Source organism: Xenorhabdus sp. Sc-CR9 (genome assembly GCF_963897815.1).
GTDB lineage: Bacteria > Pseudomonadota > Gammaproteobacteria > Enterobacterales > Enterobacteriaceae > Xenorhabdus.
Genome location: NZ_CAWQTY010000200.1, coordinates 13,987 through 40,214 on the forward strand (window position 1 = coordinate 13,987; position 26,228 = coordinate 40,214).

The following is a 26,228-nucleotide window of genomic DNA, read 5'->3' on the forward strand; positions in this document are numbered from 1 at the left end:
AAAATTCGTGAATAACAAGGAGAGAATCTTGCCCAACTCAACTAATGAAAGCCAACATGTTTCCCCGCAAGATACCTTATCAGGCAGGGCTACCGCATTAACTGTATCACCCTATCATGTCATCACACAGCATTCGATAGATAACATTCCAGAAAATATGGAGATCGCCTATGTCGGAATGGGATGTTTCTGGGGTGTTGAGCGCCTTTTCTGGCAACAAGAAGGCATCTATACCACCTCTGTGGGTTACAGTGGCGGCACGACGCCAAATCCAAACTATGAAGAAGTTTGTACTGGCTTAACCGGACATGCCGAAGTGGTCAGGATCGTGTTTGATCCGACAAAAATCACTTATACCCAATTATTGGCGCTGTTCTGGGAAAATCATGATCCTGCCCAAGGCATGCGTCAGCATGGTGATATCGGTACACAATACCGTTCCGCCCTTTACACCATTTCACCACAACAAAATGAACAGGCACTGGTCAGCCGCGACCAGTTTCAGCAAGCGATGGCGCAAAATGGTGATGAACGGGCTATCACGACAGAAATCCGCGAAGCAGGGCCATTCTACTTTGCAGAAGATTATCATCAGCAGTATCTCTACAAAAACCCAGAGGGATATTGCGTATTAGGTGGTATTGGGATCTGTTTCCCTCCAACGCACAAAGATTAGTCGATTTAGTTAGCCTAATGTTATAATCATTGGGCTAACTAATAATTTTTTATCTCTCTTCAGTGTTATTCAAACAAAACACCTACCTTTTTCAGAGATAAAACACGGACACTTTATGTTAAACAGTTTATTAATCATAGTCTTGCTTTGTACCATTAGCGCATTTTTTTCGTTATCAGAAATTTCTTTGGCAGCGTCAAGAAGAATTAAATTAAAACTCATGGCAGATGAAGGAAATCTCAATGCTGCCCATGTACTTAAGCTACAAGAAACCCCCGGCATGTTCTTTACGGTTGTCCAGATTGGTCTGAATGCCGTAGCTATCCTTGCTGGAGTTGTGGGGGAATCTGCCTTTTCCCCCGCGCTGAAAACTTTATTCGTGCAATTCATGCGCCCAGAATGGGCAGATCAACTCGGCTTTATCTGCTCTTTTGCTATTGTCACTAGTGTCTTTATACTGCTTGCTGATCTAACCCCGAAACGCATAGGAATGATTAAACCCGAAGCCGTTGCCGTCAGAATTGTCAATCCCATGCGTTTCTGCCTGACAATTTGCCGACCACTGGTCTGGTTATTCAATGGCCTCGCTGACTATATATTCAAAATCTTTAAGATCCCGATGGAACGTAATGAAGACATTACATCTGACGATATTTATGCTGTCGTTGAGGCAGGAGCCATTGCAGGAGTATTACGCAAGCAGGAGCATGAATTAATCGAAAACGTTTTTGAACTGGAATCCCGTACCGTCCCTTCTGCCATGACCTCCCGTGAAAGCGTGGTGTACTTTGACAAAAGTGAAGACGAAAACAATATCAAAGAAAAAATTTCAACTCACCCACACTCAAAATTTCTTGTTTGTGATGGCGATATTGATCATGTTATCGGTTATGTAGATTCGAAAGATCTACTCAATCGTGTCCTGAGTGGGCAAAGCCTCAATCTGAAAGATGGCGTTCAGATACGCAATGCCTTGATGATCCCTGATACTCTTTCATTGTCTGATACATTGGAAAGTTTCAAAGCTGCGGGTGAAGATTTCGCAATTATTCTCAACGAATACGCCTTAGTCATGGGTGTTATTACACTTAATGATGTCATGACCACCTTAATGGGTGATTTAATCGGTCAGGGGCAAGAAGAACAAATTGTTGTCCGTGACGAAAATTCATGGCTGGTTGAAGGTGGTACACCGATTGAAGATGTACTGCGGGTATTGGATATCGACGATTTTCCCGACTCCAGCAACTATGAAACCATCGCTGGCTTTATGATGTTCCGCCTGCGGAAAATTCCAAAACGCACAGATTTTGTGAAATTCAGTGGTTATAAATTTGAAGTTGTGGATATCGATAATTACAAAATCGATCAATTGCTGGTAACGAAAATAGTCGATACTACTGGCCAAATCAATCAATCCAGCATTGAGCAGTCGTATGAAGCGTGAAGAAGCGTAACAACAGAGAGTTAAACTAAAAACGGCCAATAGGCCGTTTATTATACTAATAATGTGCTATCGATAATGGCACATATCTATCAGTAAATAAGTCATTGCAGAAAAGCTATCCCATTTCGGTTTGTAAGCGCAATACTTGCTGATTGACTTCGCTCATTACATGGAAATGACGTTTATCTTTTATCTTCGGTGGTAAGATTTTCCCATAGTTAAATTCAAAAGCGCCCATATCCTTGATATATAAACGCCCACGAAATAGAGTTTTTACGTAGAGAGCAATTTTCAGTGGGTTATAATGGTGAAAGATTTTCATCTCTGTTTTTTTCCTCCCATGCTTCTTACGGTATCATTCTACTGCATCACTACTTAGTGAATCAGAAGACATATCACTATCATGTCAGATGTATAGACTACATATATGGAAATTTGTTCCCCGATCCCTAAGATTCAATCACCAATTTCACATAACATGTTGAAATAAAATATAATTAATGATTATTACTTCCTGGTTTGCTTATATTTCACGCTAAATGTTACCAAATTGTTGCTTTTAATGAGGACAGACCAGTCAACAAGCGCTATGCTGAATATGACGTTCCCTGATAACATGCCACACCATGCCAAATGAGGAATAAATATGATAAAAAACATTGCGTTATCTGCAATATTGAGTTTGATACCAATATTTGCTTTCGCCCATAACATCACACCAGAACAACAAGTTCCTGCGGTCAGTGTGACCGATAAAGGTGAGCTGTTATTCAACGATGGCAAGTTCAGCTACCAAAATTGGGACAGTACTGAACTTCCGGGAAAAGTAAGAACTATCCAGCACATTGCTGGCCGTAGTTCCGCAAAAGAGATGAATGACCCTCTGATTCAAGCATTAAAAAATGCCGGCTTACCAAAAGATAAATATCAAACAACCAGTATCGTAAATACCGACGATGCTATTTTTGGCACCAGCGTCTTCGTTCGTAATAACCTTGAAGACAGCAAAAAACAGTTTCCATGGTCACAATTTATTGTCGACAGCAATGGACTGGCCAAAAAAGCATGGGGACTGGAACCGAAGAGTTCAGCAATTATTGTGCTGGATAAAAATGGTAACGTGAAATTTGTCAAAGACGGCAAGTTGAGTAATGAAGAGATCACGCACGTTATCAGCCTTATTGAAGAAGAACTGAAAAAATAACTTTCATCCCAATCGGATTCTAAATGACGATAATCTTTTCATAATAGTTCAGTGATAATGGTTCCACGGCAGTGGGCCATTATCACCTGAGCTTCAAAAGATGCTGACTCTAAAACCCGGGTTCAGGAAAGACTCACGCGGGGAGTAATTCAATGTTTTTCCTTCCCAATCGGTAACATGTGCACCTGCGGCAATTGCAACAGCATGTCCGGCACCCGTATCCCAGATATTCGTTGGCCCAAAGCGTGGATAAAGCTGGGCTTTTCCTTCCGCAACCATGCAAAACTTAAGTGAAGACCCAACCGATAGTATGTCGTGAACCCCTAATTGAGCAAGATAATCATTTAATTCTTCATCATCTCGGTGAGAGCGGCTAACTACCACAATTGGCAGTGTTGCAGGCACAACTTTAATCGGAAGTGTCTGTCCATTGGCTTCCTTCCACGCCTGACGTCCCTGCCCCGAATACAGAATATTCTGTGCAGGGACATAAACGACACCCATAACAGGTATGCCATCCTCAATTAATGCGATATTGACAGTAAACTCACCATTCCGGCGAATAAACTCTTTTGTACCATCCAGTGGATCAACCAACCAGTAACGCTGCCAGCTTTGCCGTTCTTCCCATATAGGAGGATCTTCTTCTGATAACAAGGGGATATCAGGGGCAATCCGCAACAATCCAGCTTTGATAATTTTATGTGCTGCAATATCCGCAGCTGTAACAGGTGAATTGTCCGTCTTGTGCTCTACTTGCAACGGTTGTTCAGACAGATAGACCTCCATGATCGCTGCACCCGCTTCCCGTGCCAATTGGCAGACTTGTTGTAGCATCATACACCTCTGCATTCTTTGTTCAGCTATCCCCTTATGCTTTCAAATTGCTACTTGAATGGCTGTTATCTATGTCGAGGATTCATTTCCTTATCGCCATGCCGCAACTCGAAATCTATTGGGTATATATCACTTGAAAGAAACTACATTTTTAACGCACTTTTTACTGTAATGGCGAATACTTTATTTACCGATTACAGCTAAATTCACACAAAAAAATAGCCGGTTAACCGGCTATTCCATTGAAATAGAATTATAAAATTTCCAGTAATTCTACTTCAAAGATAAGTGTGCTGTAAGGAGGGATGGATGCGCCCGCACCACGCTCACCATAAGCCAGATTGTGAGGAATATAAAGTTCCCACTTAGAACCTACTGGCATCAGAGTCAGCGCTTCAATCCAGCCTGGGATCACGCCACTTACAGGAAATTCTGCTGGTGTACCACGCTGTACTGAGCTATCAAATACAGTGCCATCAATCAGGCGACCAGTATAGTGAACACTAACACGATCAGTACGAGCCGGGATTGCACCTTCACCTTGTGTCAGGACAGAAAATTGCAGCCCGGATTCAGTGCTGTCTACCCCTTCACGCTGGGCATTTTCTGTCAGGAATTTGTTGCCTTCTTCTGCCATCGTCTGCTGGCGTTCACGGCGAACGCTGTCAGCACGTTCATGTATTTCGCGCAGAGCACGATGCAGTTCTTCTACAGGAATAGCAGGAGTGCGGCTTTCCAGCGCATCACACAATCCCGCCAAAAGCGCTTCTGGCTCCAAACCCTGCAAACCAGATTCCTGTAATTGTTGGCCAACTTGCAAGCCAATACCATAACTTGCGCGTGCTTCAATAGAGTCAAAAGAAGGTTTTGTCATGAAAATACCTGTTATTAAATGAGTGAAGACTCAAGCATAACAGCACTATACAGATGGGTAAACGCGTGAAGGGGGTTAATCAGGGCTGATAACAAAAAACGCTGGCTATGCCAGCGTTCTTTCGTCACATGTTCGTAAGCCTAATCAAAAATTAAGCTTCTGAAACGATGTTAACGTTCAACTGTGCGAATACATCGCTGTGTACTTGGAAGTGAACTTCGTGCTCACCAACAGTACGCAGAACGCCGTTAGACAGGCGAACTTCGCTCTTAGATACTTCAACACCAGCAGCAGTTACTGCATCAGCGATGTCACGAGTACCGATAGAACCGAACAGTTTGCCTTCGTCACCCGCTTTAGAAGCGATGGTAACAGAACCCAGTGCGTTGATTTTCTCTGCACGAGCTTGCGCTGCTGTCAGAACGTCAGCCAGTTTGGCTTCCAGTTCAACACGGCGAGCTTCGAAGAATTCGATGTTTTTCTTAGTTGCAGGAACAGCTTTGCCCTGTGGTACTAAGAAGTTACGGGCATAACCCGATTTAACGTTAACTTGGTCACCCAGGCTACCCAGGTTCGCTACTTTATCAAGCAGAATAACTTGCATTACCTTATCCTCTCAAAGTCGTTAATGGACTGAGCCTATTACTGATGACGATCAGTATAAGGCAACAGAGACAGGTAGCGCGCACGCTTGATAGCACGAGCGAGCTGGCGCTGGTATTTTGCACGAGTGCCGGTAATACGGCTTGGTACAATTTTACCGCTTTCGGTAATGTAGTTTTTCAGCGTAGCAATGTCTTTATAATCGATCTCTTGTACGCCTTCCGCTGTGAAGCGGCAGAACTTGCGACGACGGAAATAACGTGCCATTTGGCTAGTCTCCAGAATCTATCAATTCAATCTGCTCGGCATGAAGAACCAGTTTACTCAGACCATTGCGCCCATAATGGGAGTTAATGAATCCTGAAACAGTTATTCGACTGCCGACCGTTATACTGTGAGTATATTCCTGTAACAACTGTCCGCTGGCAATAACGGGCATTCTGCACCATGACTGCCTGCTGAATCCGGCTTCCTGTTGCTGTGAACGATGTTCAAGCACAAACTGACAATGTGGAATACCGGATGGACTGACTTTTCGTATCGGTGCCTTGCACACTGTGCCAGAAAGCACCAAACGATTGGTTGTCACGGTAATTACTCTTCAGAATCCCCAGCTTCATCAGCATCATCAACCAGGTCTTCTTCCAGAGCCAGATCACGGCTACGACGTTCGTCTTTAGCCTTAACCATTGGTGATGCTTCAGTTACTGCGTGCTTAACGCGCATAACCATGCTGCGGATAACGGCGTCGTTGAAGCGGAAGTTAGTTTCCAGTTCATCAATCGCTTCTTGTGGCGCTTCAACGTTCAGCAGAACGTAGTGAGCCTTGTGCAGTTTGTTGATTGGGTAAGCCAATTGACGACGACCCCAGTCTTCCAAACGGTGGATCTGACCTTGCGCGTTAGTGATAGTCGCACTGTAACGCTCGATCATGCCCGGAACCTGTTCGCTTTGATCAGGATGGACCATAAAAACGATTTCGTAATGACGCATTAGCATTGCTCCTTACGGATTATTCAGCCTCCTGTCAGGGTCAGCCGTGGCCCATGGAGGCAAGGAACGTGTTTAGTACGGCTGAAAAATCGACGCGTCACTATACCCGTACAATATAAAAAACTCAAGGTACGGGTAGGAGAAAAACGCGTTTATTCTTCTTTCAAACGATTTGAAATAGGTAAAAATTACTGGGCGCTTCTCTGACGTACGATTTCAAACAAGCATACCCCTGTTGCAACCGATACATTCAGGGAAGAAACTGAGCCTGCCATTGGAATACTGATCAATTCATCGCAATGTTCACGGGTCAGCCGACGCATTCCTTCGCCTTCCGCCCCCATAACTAAGGCCATCGGGCCAGTTAATTTGCTCTCGTATAACGCATGAGTGGCTTCACCCGCCGTCCCGACAATCCAGATATTGTGTTCTTGCAGCAAACGTAAAGTACGGGCAAGGTTGGTCACACGGATCAGTGGCACGCTTTCTGCGGCACCACAGGCAACTTTTTTAGCTGTCGCATTCAATTGTGCTGAGCGATCACGGGGAACGATAACCGCATCAACTCCCGCAGCATCAGCAGTACGCAGACAAGCCCCCAAATTATGGGGATCAGTAACACCGTCCAGTATCAACAGAAATGGGCGATCCATCCGGGATAACAAATCCGGCAAATCATTTTCTTGATACTGACGACTCGGTTTGACCCGGGCAATGATTCCTTGGTGTACGCCACTTTCTGTCTGGGCATCCAACCATTGGCGATTGGCCAGTTGCACCGCAATGCCGATACTTTCCAGTTCCTGCAACAATGGAGTCAAACGACGATCTTCACGCCCTTTTAATACATAAACTTCCATGAATCGCTGTGGATCACGTTCCAACAGGGCTTTAACGGCATGGATACCGTAGATAATTTCACTCATGACTGGCTGATACCTAACTCACTGATTGACTATTTTTACTGACTGTTTTTATGGGCAATTAATTCATGCTTTTCTTTGCACGTTTTGCTTTCAATTTTGCCGTAATTTTTTTGGTTGTGTCTGATTGTTTTTTCTTTTTGCTTTGCTTAGACGATTTAGGTTTTTCCGTACTTTTCTTTTTATGAAATTCGCTATCTGGCTCAAAATTGGCTGTTTTTTTATAATCCCGGCCTTTTTTACCATTCTTACGCTCTGAATTTGAGTTGCCTTTTTTCGCCTTATCACGCGCTGTTTTACCTTGGTTACGCGCTTTACGTGTCGAGGACAGCAAGGTGAAATTAATATTACGCTCATCCATATTTACGGCTTCCACACGGATCTCAACTTCATCACCAAGGCGATATGTTTGCCCGGAAGACTCACCAATCAAGCGCTGGCCGACATTATCGTATCTGTAATAATCATTATCCAGAGTCGAAACATGGACCAAACCATCAATGAACAGATCATTCAAGCGGACAAAAAAACCGAAACCAGTCACACTGGTAATAAGTCCGGTGAAAACATTACCCACCTGATCTTGCATGAAATCACATTTCAGCCAGTCAGCTACATCTCTTGTCGCTTCATCTGCACGACGTTCACTCATGGAACAGTGGTCGCCCAATTGCAGCATGTGTTCCATATCGTTGTGCCAGCCACCTGTTGGCGTCTCGCGATGCTCAACAACACCGTTTTCTTGCGCCAATAAATATTTGATAGCACGGTGCAATGCCAAATCAGGATAGCGGCGGATCGGTGAAGTAAAATGAGAATAAGCACGCAACGCCAGACCAAAGTGCCCCCGATTTTCAGGCTCATAAATTGCCTGTTTCATGGAGCGCAGCAGCATTGTTTGCAGCAATTCGTGATCTGGTCGCTCTGCGACATCTTTCATCAATTGCGCATAATCTTTCGGCTCTGGCTTCAGGCCACCCAATAAACTCAACCCCAGTTCATTGAAGACCGAACGAAGATTCAGGATGCTCTCTTCTCTCGGGCGATCATGAATACGGTATAACGCTGGCTCATTATGTTTTTCAACAAAGCGGGCAGCCGCAATGTTAGCCAGAATCATACATTCTTCGATAAGTTTATGAGCATCGTTGCGTACAACTGGCTCAATACTCTCAATACGGCGTTCCGCGTTAAAAATAAATTTGGCTTCTTCAGATTCAAACGAAATCGCCCCACGATCTTCGCGTGCGTGTTCCAGAGCCTGATAAAGTTCATGCAGGTGCTCAATATGAGTCACCAGCGGCTTGTAATGTTCACGCAGTTCTTGATCACCCTGCAAAATCTTCCAAACTTTCGTATAGGTCAAACGCGCATGTGAATTCATCACCGCTTCGTAAAACTTATAGGAAGATAATTTGCCTTGGGCAGAAATGGTCATTTCACACACCATACACAGGCGATCAACGTCTGGATTGAGGGAGCACAATCCATTCGACAGCACTTCTGGCAGCATTGGTACAACTTGGGACGGAAAATAGACCGAATTACCACGGCTGCGTGCTTCTGTATCCAAAGCTGTTTGTGGACGAACGTAGTAACTCACATCAGCAATCGCAACCCACAAACGCCAACCACCACCGCGTTTTCTTTCACAATATACCGCGTCATCAAAGTCACGGGCATCTTCGCCATCGATTGTTACCAACGGCAATTCACGTAAATCAACACGGCCTTGTTTGGCGGATTCAGGAACATTCTCATCTAAATCAGCCACCTGTTTTTCTACCATGGGTGGCCAACTATGTGGGATTTCATGGGTACGAAGCGCAATTTCAACCGCCATGCTCGTTCCCATCGTTTCACCCAATACTTCAACAATTTTGCCTATGGCTTTAGTACGGCGAGTCGAGCGATTTGTTAATTCAACCACCACGACGTTCCCCATTCTTGCTCCGCAAGTATCTTCTTTCGGGATCAAGATATCAAAACACAGGCGGCTATCATCAGGAACGACAAACCCCATGCCTGCATCTATGAAATACCGGCCAACTATTTGGCTGTTTTTCGGCTCCAGCACTCGTACGATACGGACTTCAATGCGGCCTTTTCTGTCTGGTCGCAAAGGTTGTGCCAGTACAACATCACCGTGGATAGCCATTTTCATCTGTTCGGCAGATAGATAAAAATCTTCTTTGTGGCCTTCTACCCGCAGGAAACCATAGCCATCACGGTGACCGATCACCATTCCTTTCAATAAATCTAAACGCTCTGGCAGCGCGTAACATTGACGACGGGTAAAAACTAACTGTCCATCACGTTCCATTGCCCGCAAACGGCGGCGCAATGCTTCCTGTGCATCTGCACTGGTTAATTGAAGTTCTTGTGCTAATTCCTGACGGCTTACCGGAGCGGTGTGTTTAGAAATGATACCCAAGATGTATTCACGGCTTGGAATTGGAGATTCGTATTTTTCAGCCTCTCGTTCCTGAAAAGGATCTTTTGACATCGTCATTCCTCTGTTGTCATCAGCAAGCTGTTTATCCCCTTACTTCACTAGCCAGAAGCAACTGATAAAGGGGACGATTGTCTTTAACCATATCGGTCAAAGTATGTTTATCCAACTCTTCCAAAAAATTCTCTACTGCTTGATTCAAGACTGATTTTAAGCGACATGCAGGCGTGATTTGACAAGCACTACAGTTAACCAATGCAAGTGGCTCTAATGAGCGAACCACATCACCAATTTTGATCTCGCTGGCAGGTTTACCCAGACTAATGCCACCATTTTTTCCTCTGACAGCCTTCACCAACCCTAAATGACTAAGTTGGTTGATGATCTTTACCATATGGTTACGTGAGACACCATAAACTTCAGTTACCTCTGTAATGCTCGTCATTTGACCTGCTGGTAAAGAAGCCATATAAATCAAAGCACGTAATCCATAATCGGTAAAACTGGTTAACTGCACACTCACCTCTGGGAGACTGAATATAACGGGGGTTTATTTGGAACCAAAAAATGTCTGTTCTGTATATTGGTTTTCGTTAGTTGTTCATCATTATGTGGGTATTTTTAAAATTAAGCAAAACAGAGCGGCTTGCTTCTTGATTTCTTAAAAAACAAAAACCGGGCATTAAGCCCGGTTATGTATGCCTAAAAGATTAAATTATCAATTAAGCATCAAATGGATCACGCAGGATCATCGTTTCTGCACGATCTGGGCCTGTAGAAATAATATCAACAGGAACACCAGTCAGCTCTTCTACACGTTTGATGTAGTTCAATGCTGCTTGTGGCAACTGGCTGTGATCTTTCACACCGAAGGTACTTTCATCCCAACCTGGCAGCGTTTCATAAACGGCTTCCAGACCTTCCCAGTTTTCTGCCGCCAATGGCGTAATGTCAATTACGGAGCCATCAGGCCGGCGATAGCCAACGCAGATTTTCACTTCTTTCAAGCCATCCAGCACATCCAGTTTGGTCATGCAGAAGCCTGACAAGGAGTTGATTTGGATCGCACGACGAATAGCAATGATATCCAGCCAGCCGGTACGACGACTACGACCTGTAGTAGCACCAAATTCCTGACCTTTCTGACGCAGGTATTCACCAGTTTCATCAAACAGTTCGGTTGGGAATGGGCCTGCACCAACACGGGTAGAGTAAGCCTTGATGATACCCAGAACATAGTCAACATAACGTGGACCCAGACCGGAACCAGTTGCAACACCACCCGCAGTGGTATTGGAAGAAGTCACATAAGGGTAAGTACCGTGGTCAATATCCAACAGTGTTCCTTGTGCACCCTCGAACATCACCAGCTCACCTTTCTGAGTTGCTTTGTAAAGCAGATCAGAAACGTCAACTACCATGCCAGTCAGGATATCAGCAACAGCCAGAATGTCGTCCAGCGTCTTCTGATAATCAACAGTCGGTTCTTTGTAGTAGTTAACCAGTTGGAAATTGTGATAATCAATGATTTCTTTCAGTTTGGCAGCGAAGGCTTCTTTATCAAACAGATCACCAACACGAAGACCACGACGTGCAACTTTATCTTCGTATGCCGGGCCGATGCCACGACCAGTAGTGCCAATCGCTTTAGCGCCACGTGCTTTTTCGCGGGCATTATCCAATGCAACATGATAAGGCAGGATCAGCGGGCAGGCTTCAGAAATCAGTAAGCGTTCACGTACAGGAATCCCACGTGATTCAAGCTCTCTCATCTCTTTCATCAAAGCATCTGGTGCTAAAACGACCCCATTTGCGATAATGCTAATGACATTTTCACGTAAGATCCCAGATGGGATTAAGTGGAGAACGGTTTTTTCACCGTTGATGACTAGTGTATGGCCCGCATTGTGGCCCCCTTGATAACGAACTACATACTTAGCTCGTTCAGTCAGCAAGTCGACGATTTTACCCTTGCCCTCGTCACCCCATTGGGTGCCCAATACGACAACGTTCTTACCCATTTCAAAATTTCACTCGGTTGCTTAAAAATGGATTCTACCATCTCATTTAGCACCTTTCAGTATTTTTTGTCACTTCTGTTATTTCGTTTCGTCATATAAATGGGATAATAAGTAAACATTGGGAATGATGACCGTATACAAAAAAGCCACTGTACATTTTTTACAGTGGCTTAGGAAGCGGCCAAACATGTCAGCCGTATTTTTTCAATGAAAGTGATTTAAGGTAATCAACCTGTCAACACCACTCAATCATTCGAACTATGGCGCTGCTTAGATGGCTCTTTCATATAACGGAAGAAATCGTTATCTGGGCTGAGAATCATAATGTTACCGTCATTATTGAAGCTCTTTTCGTAAGCACGCAGGCTACGGATGAATGCATAGAATTCAGGATCTTCACTGAAAACGTCAGCAAACAGTTTGGTCGCTTGTGCATCACCTTCACCACGTAAAACCAATGCCTGGCTGTTTGCCTCAGCTTTGATTTCAGTCGCTTGTTTATCAGCAGTTGCACGGACTTTCTCCGCTTCTTCCAGACCTTGTGAACGATGACGACGAGCCACAGCTTCACGTTCCGCACGCATACGCTGATAAATTGCACCAGAGACTTCATCTGGCAAGTTTATTTGCTTGATACGAACATCCACAACTTCAATCCCCAGAGCCGCCATACTGTTCGGATTCAGGACGGATTGTTTAACTTTCGTTTCTTTCTCTACACGTGCCGCAGCTGAAGCAATATCACTATCTGCGCTTGAGTCACTTTCATCTGTTCCCAAGTTCAACGCATTACGGACATCTGTCGTCAAACGACCACGAGAATCGGTTACGATCCCGCGCACATCCAGACGACCAATTTCAGAACGCAGACGGTCACTGAATTTGCGTTTCAACAACAGTTCAGCCTGAGAAATTTCTCCATTACCTGTTGCCAGATAATAGCGACTGAAATCTTCAATGCGCCACTTCAGATAAGAGTCAACAATCAGGTCCTTATTTTCACTTGTCAGAAAACGGTCAGCCTTGATATCCATAGTCTGGATTCGGGCATCAAGTGTTTTAACTGTTTCAATAAATGGAATTTTGAAATGCGGGCCGGGCTGATAAACCAAAGGTTTATTTTCAGAGTCACGCATCACTTTACCAAAACGCAGCATAATGCCACGCTGACCTTCATACACGATAAATATCGACGAATACAACACGACCAATACGACAGCAATAACAAAGACGAATGACTTACGCATGATTATGGTCTCCCTTGTCTTTGCGTATCACCACGCAGATTGTTTGAATTTCCGTAGCCAGAGCTGTCATAACCAGAATTATAACTTGAGTGCCTTTGCGTCGATGTTGAGTGCGTCGTGTGGCCCTGCTCCGAAGTTACCTTGCTTCCTGGCTGAAGTTTTGGTGCTTCAGCCTGATGACGCAGGATTTGCTCCAACGGCAATACCAACATGTTATTGCTCTTTTCGTTCGCAATAATTTTGCGGGTATGGCTCAGAACACGCTCCATAGTTTCAATGTAAAGGCGCTCACGAGTAATTTCTGGTGCGGCTTTATACTCAGGCAGTATTTTGGCGAAACTTGCCACTTCACCCTGAGCATTCAATATCGCACTCACCTTATAGGCTTTAGCTTCTTCAATAATGCGTTGAGCATCACCCTTAGCGATTGGCAGAACAGAGTTTTTGTAGGCTTCTGCTTCACGAATCGTTTTTTGCTCTTCTTCACGGGCGGCGATAACATCGTCGAATGCAGCTTTCACCTCTTCCGGTGGACGCGCAGCCTGGAAGTTAACGTCCAGCAGCGTAATACCCATCTTGTACGGACGAATAGTTTCTTCCAGTACTTTCTGAGTGTCATTACGTACAATTGTACGATCTGCCGTCAGGATTTTTTCCATTGTGTATTTGCCAACTACCCCACGCACTGCGCTGTCTGTTGCTTGACGCAGACTATTGTCAGGATTGGTGACATTGAAAAGATAGGCCGCAGGGTCAGTTACACGGTACTGAACGTTCATTTCAGCACGCACAACGTTTTCATCTGATGTCAGCATGATACCCGTTGTCGCCAGTTCACGAACAGATTCAACGTTAACGGCACGAACCCGATCGATAAACGTCATTTTCCAGTTCAAGCCAGGCTGAACAATATGGGCAAATTTACCCAACCGAGTAACCACACCACGCTCTGTTTCTTTAATCGTATAGAAACCACTTACAACCCAGACAACAACTACAGCAGCAACGGCAAGGCCAATCAGACGCCCACCAAATTTAGGGGTCTGTTCAGAACCATTTCCACCTTTGTTTCTACCGAAACCACCAAGTTTTTCGCTCAGTTTACGGAACAGATCGTCGAGATCAGTTGCCCCACGATTTCGACTACCTTTATTGTTGCTATTGTTGCCGCCGGAGTTGCCGCCATTATTATTGCTGCTTCCCCACGGGTCGCGGTCCTGTCCGTTATTACCGGGCTGATTCCACGCCATGTTTTAGCTCCACTTTTTAGTTTTTCACTGGTTTTTCAGAGGTGACTGCTCTCCACCCAAACGGGTGAGGCTTCCCACTTCCCAGGCCGTTGCCTATCCCGGATAGGTCTGACAGCGGCCTCCATGGGCAGAAACGACAAACTTCATCGTTTTTGTAAGCAACCAATATTATTGGGTGATACTTTTGACAGTGCTGATCCTATTACTGCAATTCTGGCACAATCATTTCACCACCGCCATTCCATCACCGCTACTCCATGACTATAAGCACCTTGAAATGGCAGATAAAATAATACCTTGTTTGTTGCTCTGAGCCAATCAATCAGACAATATAGTCAGTTAAATTTGGCTCTTGTTTGCACAGTCGGCACCAATCTACCATCGGCATCCTGACTTCTATACCCACTTGACCGTCTTCTTCCATCCATTCACGTTCAATAGATTGAAGCTGGTAGAAACGGCTACGCAAGCGGCCCGCTTCTGGTGGAAGATGCAATTCATAGTGTGCGATTTCACCTGAAAGGCGTTCAGTCAATGCTTGCAGTAATAATGGAACACCTTCGCCTGTCTGTGCAGATAACCAGACTCTGATAGGCCGATTTTCCTCATCACGGTCAATGCGAGGAACAAAATCTTCCAACATATCGATTTTATTCATCACCAGCAGAGAAGGAATTTCATTTGATTCTATCTCTTCCAGGACACTGTCAACAGCGATAATGTTTTCATCCAGACGATTATCAGCCGCATCAACAACATGCAGTAACAATTTTGCCTGTCGAGTTTCTTGCAAGGTAGCCTTAAAAGCTGCCACCAAATCATGGGGTAAATGACGGATAAAACCTACTGTATCCGCCAAGACAACGGTGCCGACATCATTGACATCTATGCGGCGCAGCGTCGGATCGAGGGTGGCAAAAAGCTGATCAGCAGCATAAACTTCGGCTGACGTTATTTTATTGAATAAACTTGATTTTCCCGCGTTGGTATAGCCGACAAGGGAAACCGTTGGAATATCGGCTTTATTACGTGCCTGACGCCCCTGTTCACGCTGTTTTTCAACTTTGCTGAGGCGCCCTAAAATCTGTTTGATTTTATCACGCAACATACGACGATCACTTTCCAGCTGGGTTTCTCCGGGACCGCGCAGACCAATTCCACCTTTTTGGCGTTCAAGGTGAGTCCAGCCCCGTATCAAGCGGGTAGACAGGTGACGTAACTGTGCCAGTTCAACTTGCAGTTTGCCTTCGTGTGTTCTTGCCCGCTGAGCAAAAATATCCAAGATCACCCCAGTGCGATCAATAACACGACATTGGCACAAGCGTTCAAGATTGCGTTCTTGAGCAGGGCTGAGGGTATGGTTAAACAGCACCACATCTGCGCCACTGCTTTTGACAGCATCGGCAATTTCCTCTGCCTTGCCCTCACCGACAAAATATTTCGGATGAGGCGCCTTCCGGCTTCCCGTTACAATCTGCACAGGAGAAACACCTGCGGAAGTCACCAATGATTCGAATTCACTGAGATTTTCCGTATCTTTTTCCTGTGAGAAGAAAACATGCACCAGAACGGCTAATTCTCCGCCTTCATAACGATCAAACAACAGTGCAACCCCTCAGGCTGAGTAAAAATCCATAGGAAAAAACATAGGTAAAGTCTCCCTACCTATGTTTTTATTTACGTCAGTTGCAGCCACTGATTTACTCAGTGACATCACTTTCCTGTTGTGCTGCCGGGTTAGTGCCAGCATGATAATTCCCAACACCAGTTGTCGCATTCTGGTTGCTACCATGATGAGACACAGGACGGGAAGGTACAACAGTAGAGATGGCGTGTTTATAAACCATCTGACTGACCGTATTTTTCAGTAAAATGACAAATTGATCGAAAGATTCAATCTGCCCCTGTAATTTGATGCCGTTGACCAAATAAATAGAAACCGGGACCCTTTCACGCCGCAAAGCATTCAGGAATGGATCTTGCAAAGATTGCCCCTTAGCCATTCTATGTTTTCCTTATTTTGTTGTTTTAACTAAGAACCGTTCGGTTCGAAAAAGTAACTACTCAAAAATGACACTTTGTACTGATCAATTGTACACAATCAATGAATTTATGTACTAGTAACCTGTATGACCGTATTTAGTGCTTGTTTAGGTTGATCACTATTCAACCAAGTCACATTGTCCCAGCTCCTGAGCCACGTGATCTGACGTTTCGCCAGTTGGCGTGTCGCACAGATACCACGATAAACCATCTCATCATGAGATATTTCGCCTGCGAGGTAAGACCACATCTGACGATAACCAACACAACGAATGGAGGGTAAATCTGTATGCAAATCGCTACGAGCATAAAGTGCTTTCACTTCATCTTCAAACCCTGATTTGATCATTTGTTCAAAACGGGCGGCAATACGCTGATGCAAAATTTCACGACTTGCAGGAGCGATCGCAAATTGATGAACGCGATAAGGCAATATTTCTCCAGTCGTTTCAGTCAATTCAGTTAGAGTTTTACCCGAAATTCGAAAAACTTCCAGTGCACGAGTAAGACGTTGTGGATCATTGGGATGAATCCTTGCCGCTGCAACCGGATCAATCTCCCGTAATTGCTGATGCAAAGCCTCCCATCCCAGTTCCTCGGCCTGCTGCTCTATCTGCGCTCTGATTTCAGGATTTGCAGAGGGTAATGGAGATAATCCTTCCAGTAATGCTTTGAAATATAGCATGGTTCCGCCCACCAGGAGTGGAATTCTCCCCGCCGCCGTAATAGCTGCCATTTCTTTCAAGGCATCACGGCGAAAATCGGCAGCGGAATAAGTCTCAGCAGGATCGAGAATATCAATCAAATGATGAGGAGCCAGTGCTTGTTCTTCTGCGGAAGGTTTGGCTGTCCCAATATCCATGCCACGATAAATCAACGCAGAATCGACACTGACTAATTCAACCGGAAGATGTTGACGCAAAGCGATCGATAACGCTGTTTTTCCTGAAGCCGTTGGTCCCATAACGAAAATGGCTGTCGGCAAAGGTTGAGTTTTTAAATCACTCATGATTAAGAAGTGCCACCACTGCTTGTAAATCAATTAACTGTAATAATCCTGCTGGCGGCGATCCCACCAGCTGAGGACAAAGACGCTCGACATCAGCCAAAAGCTGGACAGCTTGTGCGATGTTCCACATTTCATGTTCGCTACCCACATGACGGGAGAGCCAACTTGCAACCTGCCCGGCAGAAGCTGCTGGCTGTTCCCCGAGATAGCCCAACAGTTCCGGCAAAAGTTTCGGCAGGTTCTGTTGACGCAAAGGCAACGATACCGCATGAATGGTTACTTTTCCATGCGCGACTGTAGATTCAATGCCAAAAGTCTTTAATAACTCACTATTCTGCTTCAAGACGCTCATTTCTGCCTGATTGAGAGCAAGCTTCAACGGAATCAGCAATGGCTGGGATTTAAGCCCCTGTTCCCCCGGCGTCAATTGCGCCTGCTTCAACCAGCGTTCTGCAACCGACAGAGAGAGCAACCCAATTCCCAGCGTAGATTCAAGAAAAGCATAACAGCCGGCATAGATACTCAGTACCTTTCCAAAGCTATAGTGACACCCCAAACTGGCACCGCTGTTTTTTCCCTGGCTCATGTGCACTGATTTGGCAGGAACCGTTGCTTGATCAAATATTGATGAACTCGGTGCCGGAGCAATTTTTTCTGATGCAACAGGGATCGTTTTGCCCGATGCAGCTCCTCTTTCGGGAAACAAAGGGCGCCTTTCTTCCGGTGCACACTGAATCAATTTCTGGTACAGCTCTCCCTGTTTTTTCTGATAGGTTTCCCCATGATGCAATTGCTGTGTCTCACGACCAGATGACGGCTGTTTTTCTGATCCCCGCGGCTTGATATTGTCATTAGCATGAGGTAGAGAAGAGGCCGAATCTGCTGGCGCAATACTCTTCCTGAGAAAATGATTTTCTCCGGCAGAAAGACGATTCTCCGGCACCCAGTTTTCAGTCGCCTCCTGGCAACCAAGAGCCAATTCATCTCCCTTGCTTCGCTGTTTCAATACCGCAGCCACACCTTGATAAATAAAATCGTGCACCAAACGGGCCTGATGGAAACGTACTTCATGTTTCGCAGGATGCACATTCACATCGACCTGATGCGGATCTATCTCAAGATACAGAACATAAGCGGGCTGTTGCTCACCCTGAATCAAGTCTTGATAAGCTTGACGAATCGCATGGTTAATCAGCCGATCCCTCATCATGCGCCCATTGACATAGCAATATTGGATATCACTCCCCGTTGCGGCACTCATGGGATCAACAACCCAGCCCTTAATAGACAAAGAATCATGTTGCCATGACAACGTCAAAGCCTGCTGTACAAACGCCGTACCACAAATTGCAGCCAAGCGCCGTTCATGCTGGGATTCTTCTTTCGCTGGGCGATACTGACGCACTAACTTTCCGTTGTGATTTAGGTTGATGGCGATATCCAACCGCGCCAGTGCAATTCGACGCACCACTTCATCGATATGGCCGAACTCCGTTTTTTCCGTTCTGAGGAATTTCCGACGGGCAGGCGTGTTATAAAACAGATCCAACACTTCAACCGTTGTTCCCACAGGATGGGCAGCAGGTTTAACCGTGACTTCCATATCCCGGCCTTCCGCATAAGATTGCCATGCTTCTGTCTGGCTTTCAGGACGGGAAGTTAACGTCAGCCGTGAGACAGAACTGATACTGGCTAGCGCCTCCCCTCGAAATCCCATACTGACAATTGCTTCCAAATCATCCAATGAAGCAATCTTACTGGTGGCATGGCGTGCCAGTGCCAATGTGAGATCCTGCTGACTAATACCACAACCGTTATCGCGGATTCGGATCAACTTTGCACCACCGCGTTCAATATCAATATCAATGCGTGTAGCGCCAGCATCAAGGCTATTTTCCACCAATTCTTTCACTACAGATGCAGGGCGTTCAACCACTTCACCAGCAGCAATCTGGTTTGCCAATTGTGGAGGTAATATCTTGATAGCCATATTCGACCTTCGTTTACGATTTATTGCCTGCTTAGATAGGCATATATGAGTTACTTCGGCGCTGTCTGTAACGGATTGGCCAGAAAATAGTGATGCAATCCCAAATGAATCGCTTGTGCCAATTTTTCCTGATACTGATCGGAACCCAACAATTTTTCTTCAGACAGATTACTGATAAAGCCTGTTTCCACTAAAATAGACGGAATATCCGGTGAACGCAAAACACCAAGGCTTGCATGTTCAGGCATTCGTTTATGCAGAGAACCCATTCTGGTTAGCTGAGTTAATACCTGTACAGCAACATCATAACCAACCCGCTGGGAATGACCGAATTGCAAATCCAGCACCGCCTGACTCAGAAAAGGATCTGTCCCATTGGCAAGGACATTTCCCGCACCACCCAGCAATTCCGATTGTTTTTCATGTTTCTCCAGCCAACTTCCCAATTCACTGTTTGCACGACGATTAGATAGCACCCACACAGAAGCACCTTTCGCACTGTGATTAGGGGCAGCATCAGCATGAATCGATACCAGCATATTGGCCTTATGCTTACGCGCAACTTCGGAACGCCCGGCTACTGAAATAAAATAATCACCGTTCCGGGTCAATACAGGCTTAAACATAGGATCATTGCGTAAAAGAGTCTCCAGTTTACGTGCAACACTAATAGTTACATTTTTTTCCTTCAACCCTTTTTGCCCAATCGCACCGGGATCTTGCCCTCCATGTCCGGCATCAATGGCAATAACAATCGGGCGTATACCCTTTCCTTGCTTAGTTTTGGCGACCTGTTTTTTCAACTCCTGACTATGATGATTCGATACTGGCTTGGTATCTGGTTTCGTTAATTGAGCACCGAATGTTAGCGATTGCTTACTTTCATCCTGAGCTGCATTATTACTGAATACAGCGGTTTTATTCACTGCGCCATTAGATTTCAGGGTAATCACCACCTGATATTGACCAGACATGTTTTTCACCACTGAGGTAGACGCAGATTTATCCGCCAGCTCCAGTACCAATCTCTGATGATGGGCATCAGGGGGCTGGCTGGAACGCACCAGTTTTACCAAATTCTGACCGGACAAACGCATCGGCAATCCAGTAATTTTACTAGTTTGACGAATATCCACCACCAACCGCTCAGGAGAATGCAGGGGAAAAAATCGATAGTCAGGGTTCCCACCAGAGAATTTCAACGTTACTGTCGCTTCAGATGGGCTATTAGCCACATGAATATCAGATAACGTTGCTGCTGCGGCTGTCGTCATGGCTAATTGGTTCAACATGACAAACAAGACACAAACCATCACCCAATGGGCACGCCATTTTTTGCTTATATTCACGCTTATATTCACAAAAAGGGCATTCACGAAAAAAGCATTCAGCATGGTCGGGTATTCCTTCAACAGGACTTCAAATTATCCAACAAACTTTCACCATAATCAGATAATGCGACAAAACGCGCCTGTCGCCCTTCACTGTCATAACTTAAATACAATTCAATATCGGCATCAGGTAAAACACCCGTGCCTTGTTGAGGCCATTCCACCAAGCAAATAGAATCCTGATGAAAATAGTCACGAATCCCCATAAACTCTAATTCTTCGGGGTCAGCCAGACGGTAAAGGTCAAAATGATAAACAGGCCGTGGTTGCAAGGCGTAAGGCTCGACCAACGTATATGTCGGGCTTTTTACATGTCCTTGATGACCAAGAGCCTGTAGGAAACCACGACTGAATGTAGTTTTTCCGGCACCAAGATCGCCATATAAATAAACAACATAGCCGCGATTGCTGATTGCTGCCACTGCATTGCCTAATGCAACCGTGGCATTTTCATTTGGAAGTGATAAAACGAGTTCTTTCATCGAAAAATATCTATTTTATTTATTGAGTAAGAGTCAAAATAATAGGCTTATCAGTTAAATATCCAGCCAATCACCATAACATAACCCGGATACGGATACGGATATTTAACATCTTCTGCCCTGCTATAACGCTACATGCCGCATTTTTGTATTCAATCCACACTGTGTTAAGCTACATTTCCTCTTGCGGCAGTAAATTGTATTCCATGGCAATCCCTCTCGATCTGAATCTTCTGGCAGTAAATATCAAACAATGGGGACTCTCCCTTGGTTTCCAGCAAGTCGGTATCTGTGACACTGATTTATCGACAGAAGAACCAAAACTACAGGAATGGCTTGATAAACAATACCACGGCGAAATGGACTGGATGGCCCGTCACGGCATGATGCGCGCCCGCCCTCATGAATTGTTGCCCGGGACTTTACGGGTTATCAGCGTACGCATGAATTATCTGCCCGCTAAAGCGGCTTTTGCCAGCACACTTAATAATCCACAAATGGGTTATGTTAGCCGATATTCGCTGGGCAGAGATTATCATAAACTGCTGCGCCAACGCCTAAAAAAACTGGGTGATCAAATTCAAAGCTATTGTAGCGCTCATGAATATCAGGGGACTCTGAATTTTCGCCCCTTTGTCGATTCTGCCCCGATTATGGAGCGACCACTGGCGGCTAAAGCCGGGCTAGGATGGGTTGGTAAACACTCACTTATATTAAATCGGGAATCGGGTTCTTGGTTTTTCCTTGGGGAACTGCTGATTGACCTTCCCCTGCCTGTCGATGCTCCCCAAGAAGAACAGTGTGGGCGTTGTGTAGCCTGCATGACCACCTGCCCGACGGGCGCTATTGCTGAGCCTTACACCATTGATGCCCGACGCTGCATTTCTTACCTGACCATTGAACTAGAAGGTGTGATACCGGAAGAATTCCGTCCACTAATGGGCAACCGGATTTATGGCTGTGATGATTGCCAGCTGATTTGTCCCTGGAACCGTTTTTCACAGCTAACTGATGAAGCTGACTTTAGCCCTCGCGCAGCCCTGCATACTCCTGAATTACTCGATCTGTTTAATTGGAGTGAAGAAAAGTTCCTGCGTATTACGGAAGGTTCGGCAATCCGCCGGATTGGTTATTTACGCTGGTTACGCAATATTTCCGTTGCTTTGGGTAACTCACCTTATCAAGATGACATTGTGTTAGCGTTGGGAAAAAGAATCGGCTTGAGTGATGTTTTGGATGAACATATCCACTGGGCTATCGACCAACAAATGGTCCGCCGCAATGCTAACGTAATTGAAGTTCAAACTTCACAACAAAAACGTCTGATACGGGCAATTACCAAAGGCCTTCCTCGGGATGCTTAACAATTAATCATCCTAATATCTTATTAAAAAAAGCATCTATTTCCTTGTGAATAAAATAAAAATGCTTTTCTGCTCAACAGACAAAATGTGAATAAATATTAATCAATATGATTTTAAGTCAGGTTAATTATTTTAAATAATCAATAAGTTAAGAAAAGACTATTACTTAGAATAATAAAGCAAAAAATTCAAATATAGAAAGACGCCCTGTGGATAACTCTGTGTAACAAGTTAAGCATCATCAGGTAACCCAATACGGCAATAATCTTCAATACTGTGGATAAAAAACAAGAATTGAATTCTAGTAGAAAAAACCAGAAATCAGCAGGAAAATAAAAAATATACATCCACTTCAGGGAGTAGTGGAGAAATTTTCCTCTGCCTCTTCAAAAATGAGGCGGCATTATGGACTTGTTGCGGAAGGATAGCAAGGGCTTTATCGACAATTTATTTTGGATTATTTGGGGTGGATTCTTTTGGGTAAGACGTGCGGGTAAAAAGTGCCAATGTCAGCATACTGGCACTCTTCCGCTACCGGGACAACTGCAATGATAGTGAGATAAAGACCCGCTTAGAACGTTTTAATCTTTTCAACTAACTCCTTAGATGCCCCCCAGTCATATTGATTGTAAAGACGTCCCAGTGTCTGATACTCAGCACCTGCATAAAACAGTTCATATTGATGATGCCTTGAAGCAAACTCAGATCCTATTACATCCCATACCAATTTCATCATCCTGACCCTTTCGATCGGGGAAACAACTGACGAATACTGAGCTTTCTCAATGATGCCTAAAATCTCATCATTTTCTAAATCTGCTTCGCTTGATGGCAGCATCAAAACACCTCCACCAGCCAATTTCCTTATTGTTTCCAGTACCTTTGGATATATTGACTGCGAGATAACACGATACGCATCAAGCTGCATTTTATCCGGCAAATAAAACCCGTTATGCACTGTTGGGCAATGGAGTACACTATTGAACAGCGCCTCAACATTCATTGCATGACAGGCCAACTGTGCAAGGGATTCTTTAACTGCGGGGAGCTGTGCAACGCCGTTTACCTCAACCATGGATTGAGCCAAGCCCGCCAGAAAATGTAATTTCACCGCATAACGAGCCAGGCTTTGGATATCCATCATCGCTTCTGACGCCGTTAAATCCAGCTGGTTAACAACCATCTCAATGTCTTCGAAGACAAAAACTCTTTCCCAAGGCACCAGCACATCATCAAAATAGATCATGGAATCAGTTTCATCGAATTGAGACGATATCGGATAATCCTTGGGATTTACCCCGAATTCGTAAGATTTCCTTGAAATGATTTTGATACCTTTCGTATTGAGCGGCAGAGCAAACGAGAGCGCATATCGTTCATCAATACCCTGCTTAAGTGGCCTGTGTGAACCAACCAAAACTTCATCTGCCAGAACAGCCCCTGTTGCCAGCATTTTGGTGCCTCTGACAATCATGCCCCTGGTATTCTTTTCCACCACACCAAGCGTGTGATAAATATTCTTCGTGTGCTCACCGGGGGTTTTTGAACGATCGCCTTGTGGATTAATCAGCGCATAAGCTAAATAAAGATCGTTTTCACTCACATAGGAAAAATAATTTCGCAAAGCATCAGCACGTTCTTGCGAGTAAGATTCAAACAGCTCAATATGCGTTATCATTCCTGTCAGTGCCGAAGCGACATAATCGGGGCTTCTTCCCAGCCAACCCATCGTCTGCTTAGCCCATTCATAGGCGGCATGACCACGGGCAATTAACTTTTCCGGTGCAGACGGCAATTGCCAGTACAGACTAAGTTGATTACCTGTTTCTGTCTCAAAAGTCATACTATCGGCATGGGCAATTTTATAATCATATAAACTTGCAACCGACCTGATAGCGTTCTTAAACGCAGGATGATCCACATGATTTGTGATTTTCTCTCCATTAATAAAAATGGTTCGTCCGTCACGCAGATCATCCAAATATTTTTCTCCGGTCCTTATCATCTTTTCCTTACTCCTGTCGCCAGTTACGATTTTTAAAGGTCAAGAAAAGAGGTCTTTTAATCAGCACCAGTGATTAATATACAAAGATAATTGCCCTTATTTAGAACGGGTATAACAACAATACTTATGTTGAATACGACAAAGAGTGAGAACCGATTAATTAGATTGTCATTATTCTACAGACGCAGATTCTCAGTGAAGTTCATGGAGAACATTATCTTCCCAGTGCTAACAAAAATTTTACTTTTCAACACACTGAAATATATTCCTGTGGATCTGCCTGAAAAGCGATATCAAATTCCTGTGCTATCATGATAGCTAATAACAAGTCAGTTAGTTTAATCGAAGGAGGTGATAGTTTAAATCCGATTTATTACAATTCAAGATGCTCAAATATAGTTCCAAGCACAATAATATAGGAAAAAGTGCCAACATCACCCGTCAGCACTTTTATCCTCACAAATAAAGTGAAAAAAACAAAAAATAAGACTAGGGTTCCTTGATACTTTTAATTAATGCTTTCGAAAATTTCCAATCATAACGATCATAAAAACGATTAAAAGTGGCAAAATGCGAACCAGAATAAAACATTTCATATTGCAGGTGTCTTGACGCAAACTCTGAACCAACCGAATCCCAAACCAGTTTCATCAGCCTGACTTTTTCCACCAACCCCAGAGTATGATAGATATTTTGGGAATGTTCACCAGGTGTCTTTGAACGATCACCCTGTGGATTCACTAGAGCATAGGTCAGGTATAAATCTTTCTCACTCACATGGGCAAAGTAATTTCTCAAAGCATCCGCACGCTCTTGTGAATAGGATTCAAATACATCAATGTGAGTCATCATCCCAACCAACGCAGACGAAACATGATCAGGACTCCTTCCTATCCAGCCAGCTCCCTGCATAGCCCAATCATAGGCAATTTGGCCTCGCTCTATTAGCTTCTGGGCTGTTGTCGGAAACTCCCAATACCGCCCTATTCGATTACCCGATTTTGTTAGGAAAGTCATTTTCTCAAAATTATCTTTCTGGTAATCGTATAGACCAGCAACCGTTCTGATCGCATTTTTAAATTTTAATGCTGCCGATGAGCCAGCACTTCGGAAAAGCGTTTCAATACTTTCACTAGCTAAACGACCAGCTTGTTGCAATTGCCCCCACAAACGTAAGTTCTCATCTACCGTCATAGGCAATCGATGCTGTTCCCAACGCTGGCAAAATAAAGCGTACTTATCGAATACATTAAATAAGATAGCCTCTGCTGAATCCGAAAGTAATGTTGCCAAGCCTAATTAATTCATAAGACGATAACACATCTGATAACGGAATAAGTTTTGGAGCACAATATGGTTTATTTACTAATAGAGTTGGATTTGTATTCATAATAACACCCCCAGCCAAATTTTTATC

26 protein-coding genes are annotated in these 26,228 nt (G+C 44.5%); 5 read left to right on the plus strand and 21 right to left on the minus strand.

Features of this window, described 5'->3' with window-relative positions; translation table 11 throughout:
- Positions 1-28: 28 nt before the first annotated feature.
- Positions 29-676: a peptide-methionine (S)-S-oxide reductase MsrA gene (msrA, locus tag AACQ81_RS14870; RefSeq protein WP_237385563.1), complete on the plus strand. Its 648-nt coding sequence runs from the start codon at positions 29-31 to the stop codon at positions 674-676.
- A gap of 115 nt (positions 677-791) precedes the next feature.
- Complete coding sequence (locus AACQ81_RS14875; RefSeq protein WP_237385564.1) at positions 792-2,123, plus strand: hemolysin family protein; 1,332 nt, start codon at positions 792-794, stop codon at positions 2,121-2,123.
- A 115-nt stretch (positions 2,124-2,238) separates the two neighbouring features.
- Here AACQ81_RS14875 and AACQ81_RS14880 read toward each other — a convergent pair whose 3' ends face one another.
- Complete coding sequence (locus tag AACQ81_RS14880; protein WP_086111906.1) at positions 2,239-2,445, minus strand: DUF1107 domain-containing protein; 207 nt, start codon at positions 2,443-2,445, stop codon at positions 2,239-2,241.
- Positions 2,446-2,769: 324 nt separating this feature from the next.
- Between AACQ81_RS14880 and AACQ81_RS14885 the strand changes: the two genes are divergently transcribed.
- Complete coding sequence (locus AACQ81_RS14885; RefSeq protein ID WP_237385565.1) at positions 2,770-3,327, plus strand: YtfJ family protein; 558 nt, start codon at positions 2,770-2,772, stop codon at positions 3,325-3,327.
- A 93-nt stretch (positions 3,328-3,420) separates the two neighbouring features.
- Here the strand turns inward: AACQ81_RS14885 and cysQ are convergent, their stop codons facing one another.
- The 12 genes from cysQ to hflK form a co-directional block, all read right to left on the minus strand.
- Positions 3,421-4,164: a 3'(2'),5'-bisphosphate nucleotidase CysQ gene (gene cysQ / locus AACQ81_RS14890; RefSeq protein ID WP_237385640.1), complete on the minus strand. Its 744-nt coding sequence runs from the start codon at positions 4,162-4,164 to the stop codon at positions 3,421-3,423.
- A 253-nt stretch (positions 4,165-4,417) separates the two neighbouring features.
- The gene (gene fklB / locus AACQ81_RS14895; protein WP_237385566.1) at positions 4,418-5,038 is read right to left on the minus strand and encodes an FKBP-type peptidyl-prolyl cis-trans isomerase; all 621 of its coding nucleotides are present in this window, start codon (positions 5,036-5,038) and stop codon (positions 4,418-4,420) included.
- Positions 5,039-5,189: 151 nt separating this feature from the next.
- The gene (gene rplI, locus AACQ81_RS14900) at positions 5,190-5,642 is read right to left on the minus strand and encodes a 50S ribosomal protein L9 (RefSeq protein WP_237385567.1); all 453 of its coding nucleotides are present in this window, start codon (positions 5,640-5,642) and stop codon (positions 5,190-5,192) included.
- 38 nt (positions 5,643-5,680) lie between these two features.
- On the minus strand, positions 5,681-5,908 hold the full coding sequence (gene rpsR / locus AACQ81_RS14905; RefSeq protein WP_000135199.1) for a 30S ribosomal protein S18: 228 nt from the start codon (positions 5,906-5,908) through the stop codon (positions 5,681-5,683).
- A 4-nt stretch (positions 5,909-5,912) separates the two neighbouring features.
- Positions 5,913-6,230 (minus strand): primosomal replication protein N, encoded by a 318-nt coding sequence (priB, locus tag AACQ81_RS14910; RefSeq protein WP_010845246.1) that lies wholly within the window; start codon positions 6,228-6,230, stop codon positions 5,913-5,915.
- A 5-nt stretch (positions 6,231-6,235) separates the two neighbouring features.
- Complete coding sequence (rpsF, locus tag AACQ81_RS14915) at positions 6,236-6,634, minus strand: 30S ribosomal protein S6 (protein WP_237385568.1); 399 nt, start codon at positions 6,632-6,634, stop codon at positions 6,236-6,238.
- A gap of 188 nt (positions 6,635-6,822) precedes the next feature.
- Positions 6,823-7,560 (minus strand): 23S rRNA (guanosine(2251)-2'-O)-methyltransferase RlmB, encoded by a 738-nt coding sequence (gene rlmB, locus AACQ81_RS14920; protein WP_237385569.1) that lies wholly within the window; start codon positions 7,558-7,560, stop codon positions 6,823-6,825.
- A 58-nt stretch (positions 7,561-7,618) separates the two neighbouring features.
- The gene (gene rnr, locus AACQ81_RS14925; RefSeq protein ID WP_237385570.1) at positions 7,619-10,063 is read right to left on the minus strand and encodes a ribonuclease R; all 2,445 of its coding nucleotides are present in this window, start codon (positions 10,061-10,063) and stop codon (positions 7,619-7,621) included.
- 31 nt (positions 10,064-10,094) lie between these two features.
- Positions 10,095-10,526, minus strand: a complete 432-nt coding sequence (gene nsrR, locus AACQ81_RS14930; protein ID WP_237385571.1) for a nitric oxide-sensing transcriptional repressor NsrR — start codon at positions 10,524-10,526, stop codon at positions 10,095-10,097.
- Between the two features lie 205 nt (positions 10,527-10,731).
- Complete coding sequence (locus AACQ81_RS14935) at positions 10,732-12,030, minus strand: adenylosuccinate synthase (protein WP_237385572.1); 1,299 nt, start codon at positions 12,028-12,030, stop codon at positions 10,732-10,734.
- A gap of 245 nt (positions 12,031-12,275) precedes the next feature.
- Positions 12,276-13,277 (minus strand): protease modulator HflC, encoded by a 1,002-nt coding sequence (hflC, locus tag AACQ81_RS14940; protein ID WP_237385573.1) that lies wholly within the window; start codon positions 13,275-13,277, stop codon positions 12,276-12,278.
- Positions 13,278-13,279: 2 nt separating this feature from the next.
- Positions 13,280-14,527, minus strand: a complete 1,248-nt coding sequence (hflK, locus tag AACQ81_RS14945) for an FtsH protease activity modulator HflK (protein ID WP_237385574.1) — start codon at positions 14,525-14,527, stop codon at positions 13,280-13,282.
- Between the two features lie 123 nt (positions 14,528-14,650).
- Here hflK and AACQ81_RS14950 point away from each other — a divergent pair, with 123 nt between their 5' ends.
- Entirely contained in the window at positions 14,651-14,788 is a 138-nt protein-coding gene (locus AACQ81_RS14950) for a hypothetical protein (RefSeq protein ID WP_237385575.1), read from the plus strand.
- Between the two features lie 61 nt (positions 14,789-14,849).
- Here AACQ81_RS14950 and hflX read toward each other — a convergent pair whose 3' ends face one another.
- The 6 genes from hflX to tsaE form a co-directional block, all read right to left on the minus strand.
- Complete coding sequence (gene hflX, locus AACQ81_RS14955) at positions 14,850-16,130, minus strand: ribosome rescue GTPase HflX (RefSeq protein ID WP_237385576.1); 1,281 nt, start codon at positions 16,128-16,130, stop codon at positions 14,850-14,852.
- A 97-nt stretch (positions 16,131-16,227) separates the two neighbouring features.
- Entirely contained in the window at positions 16,228-16,530 is a 303-nt protein-coding gene (gene hfq / locus AACQ81_RS14960; RefSeq protein ID WP_237385577.1) for an RNA chaperone Hfq, read from the minus strand.
- 107 nt (positions 16,531-16,637) lie between these two features.
- Positions 16,638-17,579, minus strand: a complete 942-nt coding sequence (gene miaA / locus AACQ81_RS14965; protein WP_237385578.1) for a tRNA (adenosine(37)-N6)-dimethylallyltransferase MiaA — start codon at positions 17,577-17,579, stop codon at positions 16,638-16,640.
- The gene (gene mutL, locus AACQ81_RS14970; RefSeq protein WP_237385579.1) at positions 17,572-19,569 is read right to left on the minus strand and encodes a DNA mismatch repair endonuclease MutL; all 1,998 of its coding nucleotides are present in this window, start codon (positions 19,567-19,569) and stop codon (positions 17,572-17,574) included. Before mutL ends, miaA begins: the two co-directional genes overlap by 8 nt.
- 50 nt (positions 19,570-19,619) lie before the next feature.
- Complete coding sequence (amiB, locus tag AACQ81_RS14975; protein WP_237385580.1) at positions 19,620-20,963, minus strand: N-acetylmuramoyl-L-alanine amidase AmiB; 1,344 nt, start codon at positions 20,961-20,963, stop codon at positions 19,620-19,622.
- Positions 20,964-20,977: 14 nt separating this feature from the next.
- Complete coding sequence (gene tsaE, locus AACQ81_RS14980) at positions 20,978-21,442, minus strand: tRNA (adenosine(37)-N6)-threonylcarbamoyltransferase complex ATPase subunit type 1 TsaE (RefSeq protein WP_237385581.1); 465 nt, start codon at positions 21,440-21,442, stop codon at positions 20,978-20,980.
- Positions 21,443-21,648: 206 nt separating this feature from the next.
- Between tsaE and queG the strand changes: the two genes are divergently transcribed.
- The gene (gene queG / locus AACQ81_RS14985) at positions 21,649-22,806 is read left to right on the plus strand and encodes a tRNA epoxyqueuosine(34) reductase QueG (RefSeq protein WP_237385582.1); all 1,158 of its coding nucleotides are present in this window, start codon (positions 21,649-21,651) and stop codon (positions 22,804-22,806) included.
- 571 nt (positions 22,807-23,377) lie between these two features.
- Here the strand turns inward: queG and AACQ81_RS14990 are convergent.
- Positions 23,378-24,811, minus strand: a complete 1,434-nt coding sequence (locus AACQ81_RS14990; RefSeq protein ID WP_237385583.1) for a 4-hydroxyphenylacetate 3-hydroxylase family protein — start codon at positions 24,809-24,811, stop codon at positions 23,378-23,380.
- Positions 24,812-25,300: 489 nt separating this feature from the next.
- Complete coding sequence (locus AACQ81_RS14995; RefSeq protein ID WP_237385584.1) at positions 25,301-26,104, minus strand: 4-hydroxyphenylacetate 3-hydroxylase N-terminal domain-containing protein; 804 nt, start codon at positions 26,102-26,104, stop codon at positions 25,301-25,303.
- Positions 26,105-26,228 lie beyond the last annotated feature (124 nt).

Bases quoted from the DNA above. Each gene is read 5' to 3' on its own strand.
- AACQ81_RS14875 (WP_237385564.1), top strand. From the start codon at position 792: ATGTTAAACAGTTTATTAATCATAGTCTTGCTTTGTACCATTAGCGCA.
- AACQ81_RS14880 (WP_086111906.1), bottom strand. From the start codon at position 2,445: ATGAAAATCTTTCACCATTATAACCCACTGAAAATTGCTCTCTACGTA.
- AACQ81_RS14885 (WP_237385565.1), top strand. From the start codon at position 2,770: ATGATAAAAAACATTGCGTTATCTGCAATATTGAGTTTGATACCAATA.
- cysQ (WP_237385640.1), bottom strand. From the start codon at position 4,164: ATGCTACAACAAGTCTGCCAATTGGCACGGGAAGCGGGTGCAGCGATC.
- fklB (WP_237385566.1), bottom strand. From the start codon at position 5,038: ATGACAAAACCTTCTTTTGACTCTATTGAAGCACGCGCAAGTTATGGT.
- rplI (WP_237385567.1), bottom strand. From the start codon at position 5,642: ATGCAAGTTATTCTGCTTGATAAAGTAGCGAACCTGGGTAGCCTGGGT.
- rpsR (WP_000135199.1), bottom strand. From the start codon at position 5,908: ATGGCACGTTATTTCCGTCGTCGCAAGTTCTGCCGCTTCACAGCGGAA.
- rpsF (WP_237385568.1), bottom strand. From the start codon at position 6,634: ATGCGTCATTACGAAATCGTTTTTATGGTCCATCCTGATCAAAGCGAA.
- rlmB (WP_237385569.1), bottom strand. From the start codon at position 7,560: ATGAGTGAAATTATCTACGGTATCCATGCCGTTAAAGCCCTGTTGGAA.
- rnr (WP_237385570.1), bottom strand. From the start codon at position 10,063: ATGTCAAAAGATCCTTTTCAGGAACGAGAGGCTGAAAAATACGAATCT.
- AACQ81_RS14935 (WP_237385572.1), bottom strand. From the start codon at position 12,030: ATGGGTAAGAACGTTGTCGTATTGGGCACCCAATGGGGTGACGAGGGC.
- hflC (WP_237385573.1), bottom strand. From the start codon at position 13,277: ATGCGTAAGTCATTCGTCTTTGTTATTGCTGTCGTATTGGTCGTGTTG.
- hflK (WP_237385574.1), bottom strand. From the start codon at position 14,527: ATGGCGTGGAATCAGCCCGGTAATAACGGACAGGACCGCGACCCGTGG.
- AACQ81_RS14950 (WP_237385575.1), top strand. From the start codon at position 14,651: ATGGGCAGAAACGACAAACTTCATCGTTTTTGTAAGCAACCAATATTA.
- hfq (WP_237385577.1), bottom strand. From the start codon at position 16,530: ATGGCTAAGGGGCAATCTTTGCAAGATCCATTCCTGAATGCTTTGCGG.
- miaA (WP_237385578.1), bottom strand. From the start codon at position 17,579: ATGAGTGATTTAAAAACTCAACCTTTGCCGACAGCCATTTTCGTTATG.
- mutL (WP_237385579.1), bottom strand. From the start codon at position 19,569: ATGGCTATCAAGATATTACCTCCACAATTGGCAAACCAGATTGCTGCT.
- amiB (WP_237385580.1), bottom strand. From the start codon at position 20,963: ATGCTGAATGCTTTTTTCGTGAATGCCCTTTTTGTGAATATAAGCGTG.
- tsaE (WP_237385581.1), bottom strand. From the start codon at position 21,442: ATGAAAGAACTCGTTTTATCACTTCCAAATGAAAATGCCACGGTTGCA.
- queG (WP_237385582.1), top strand. From the start codon at position 21,649: ATGGCAATCCCTCTCGATCTGAATCTTCTGGCAGTAAATATCAAACAA.
- AACQ81_RS14990 (WP_237385583.1), bottom strand. From the start codon at position 24,811: ATGATAAGGACCGGAGAAAAATATTTGGATGATCTGCGTGACGGACGA.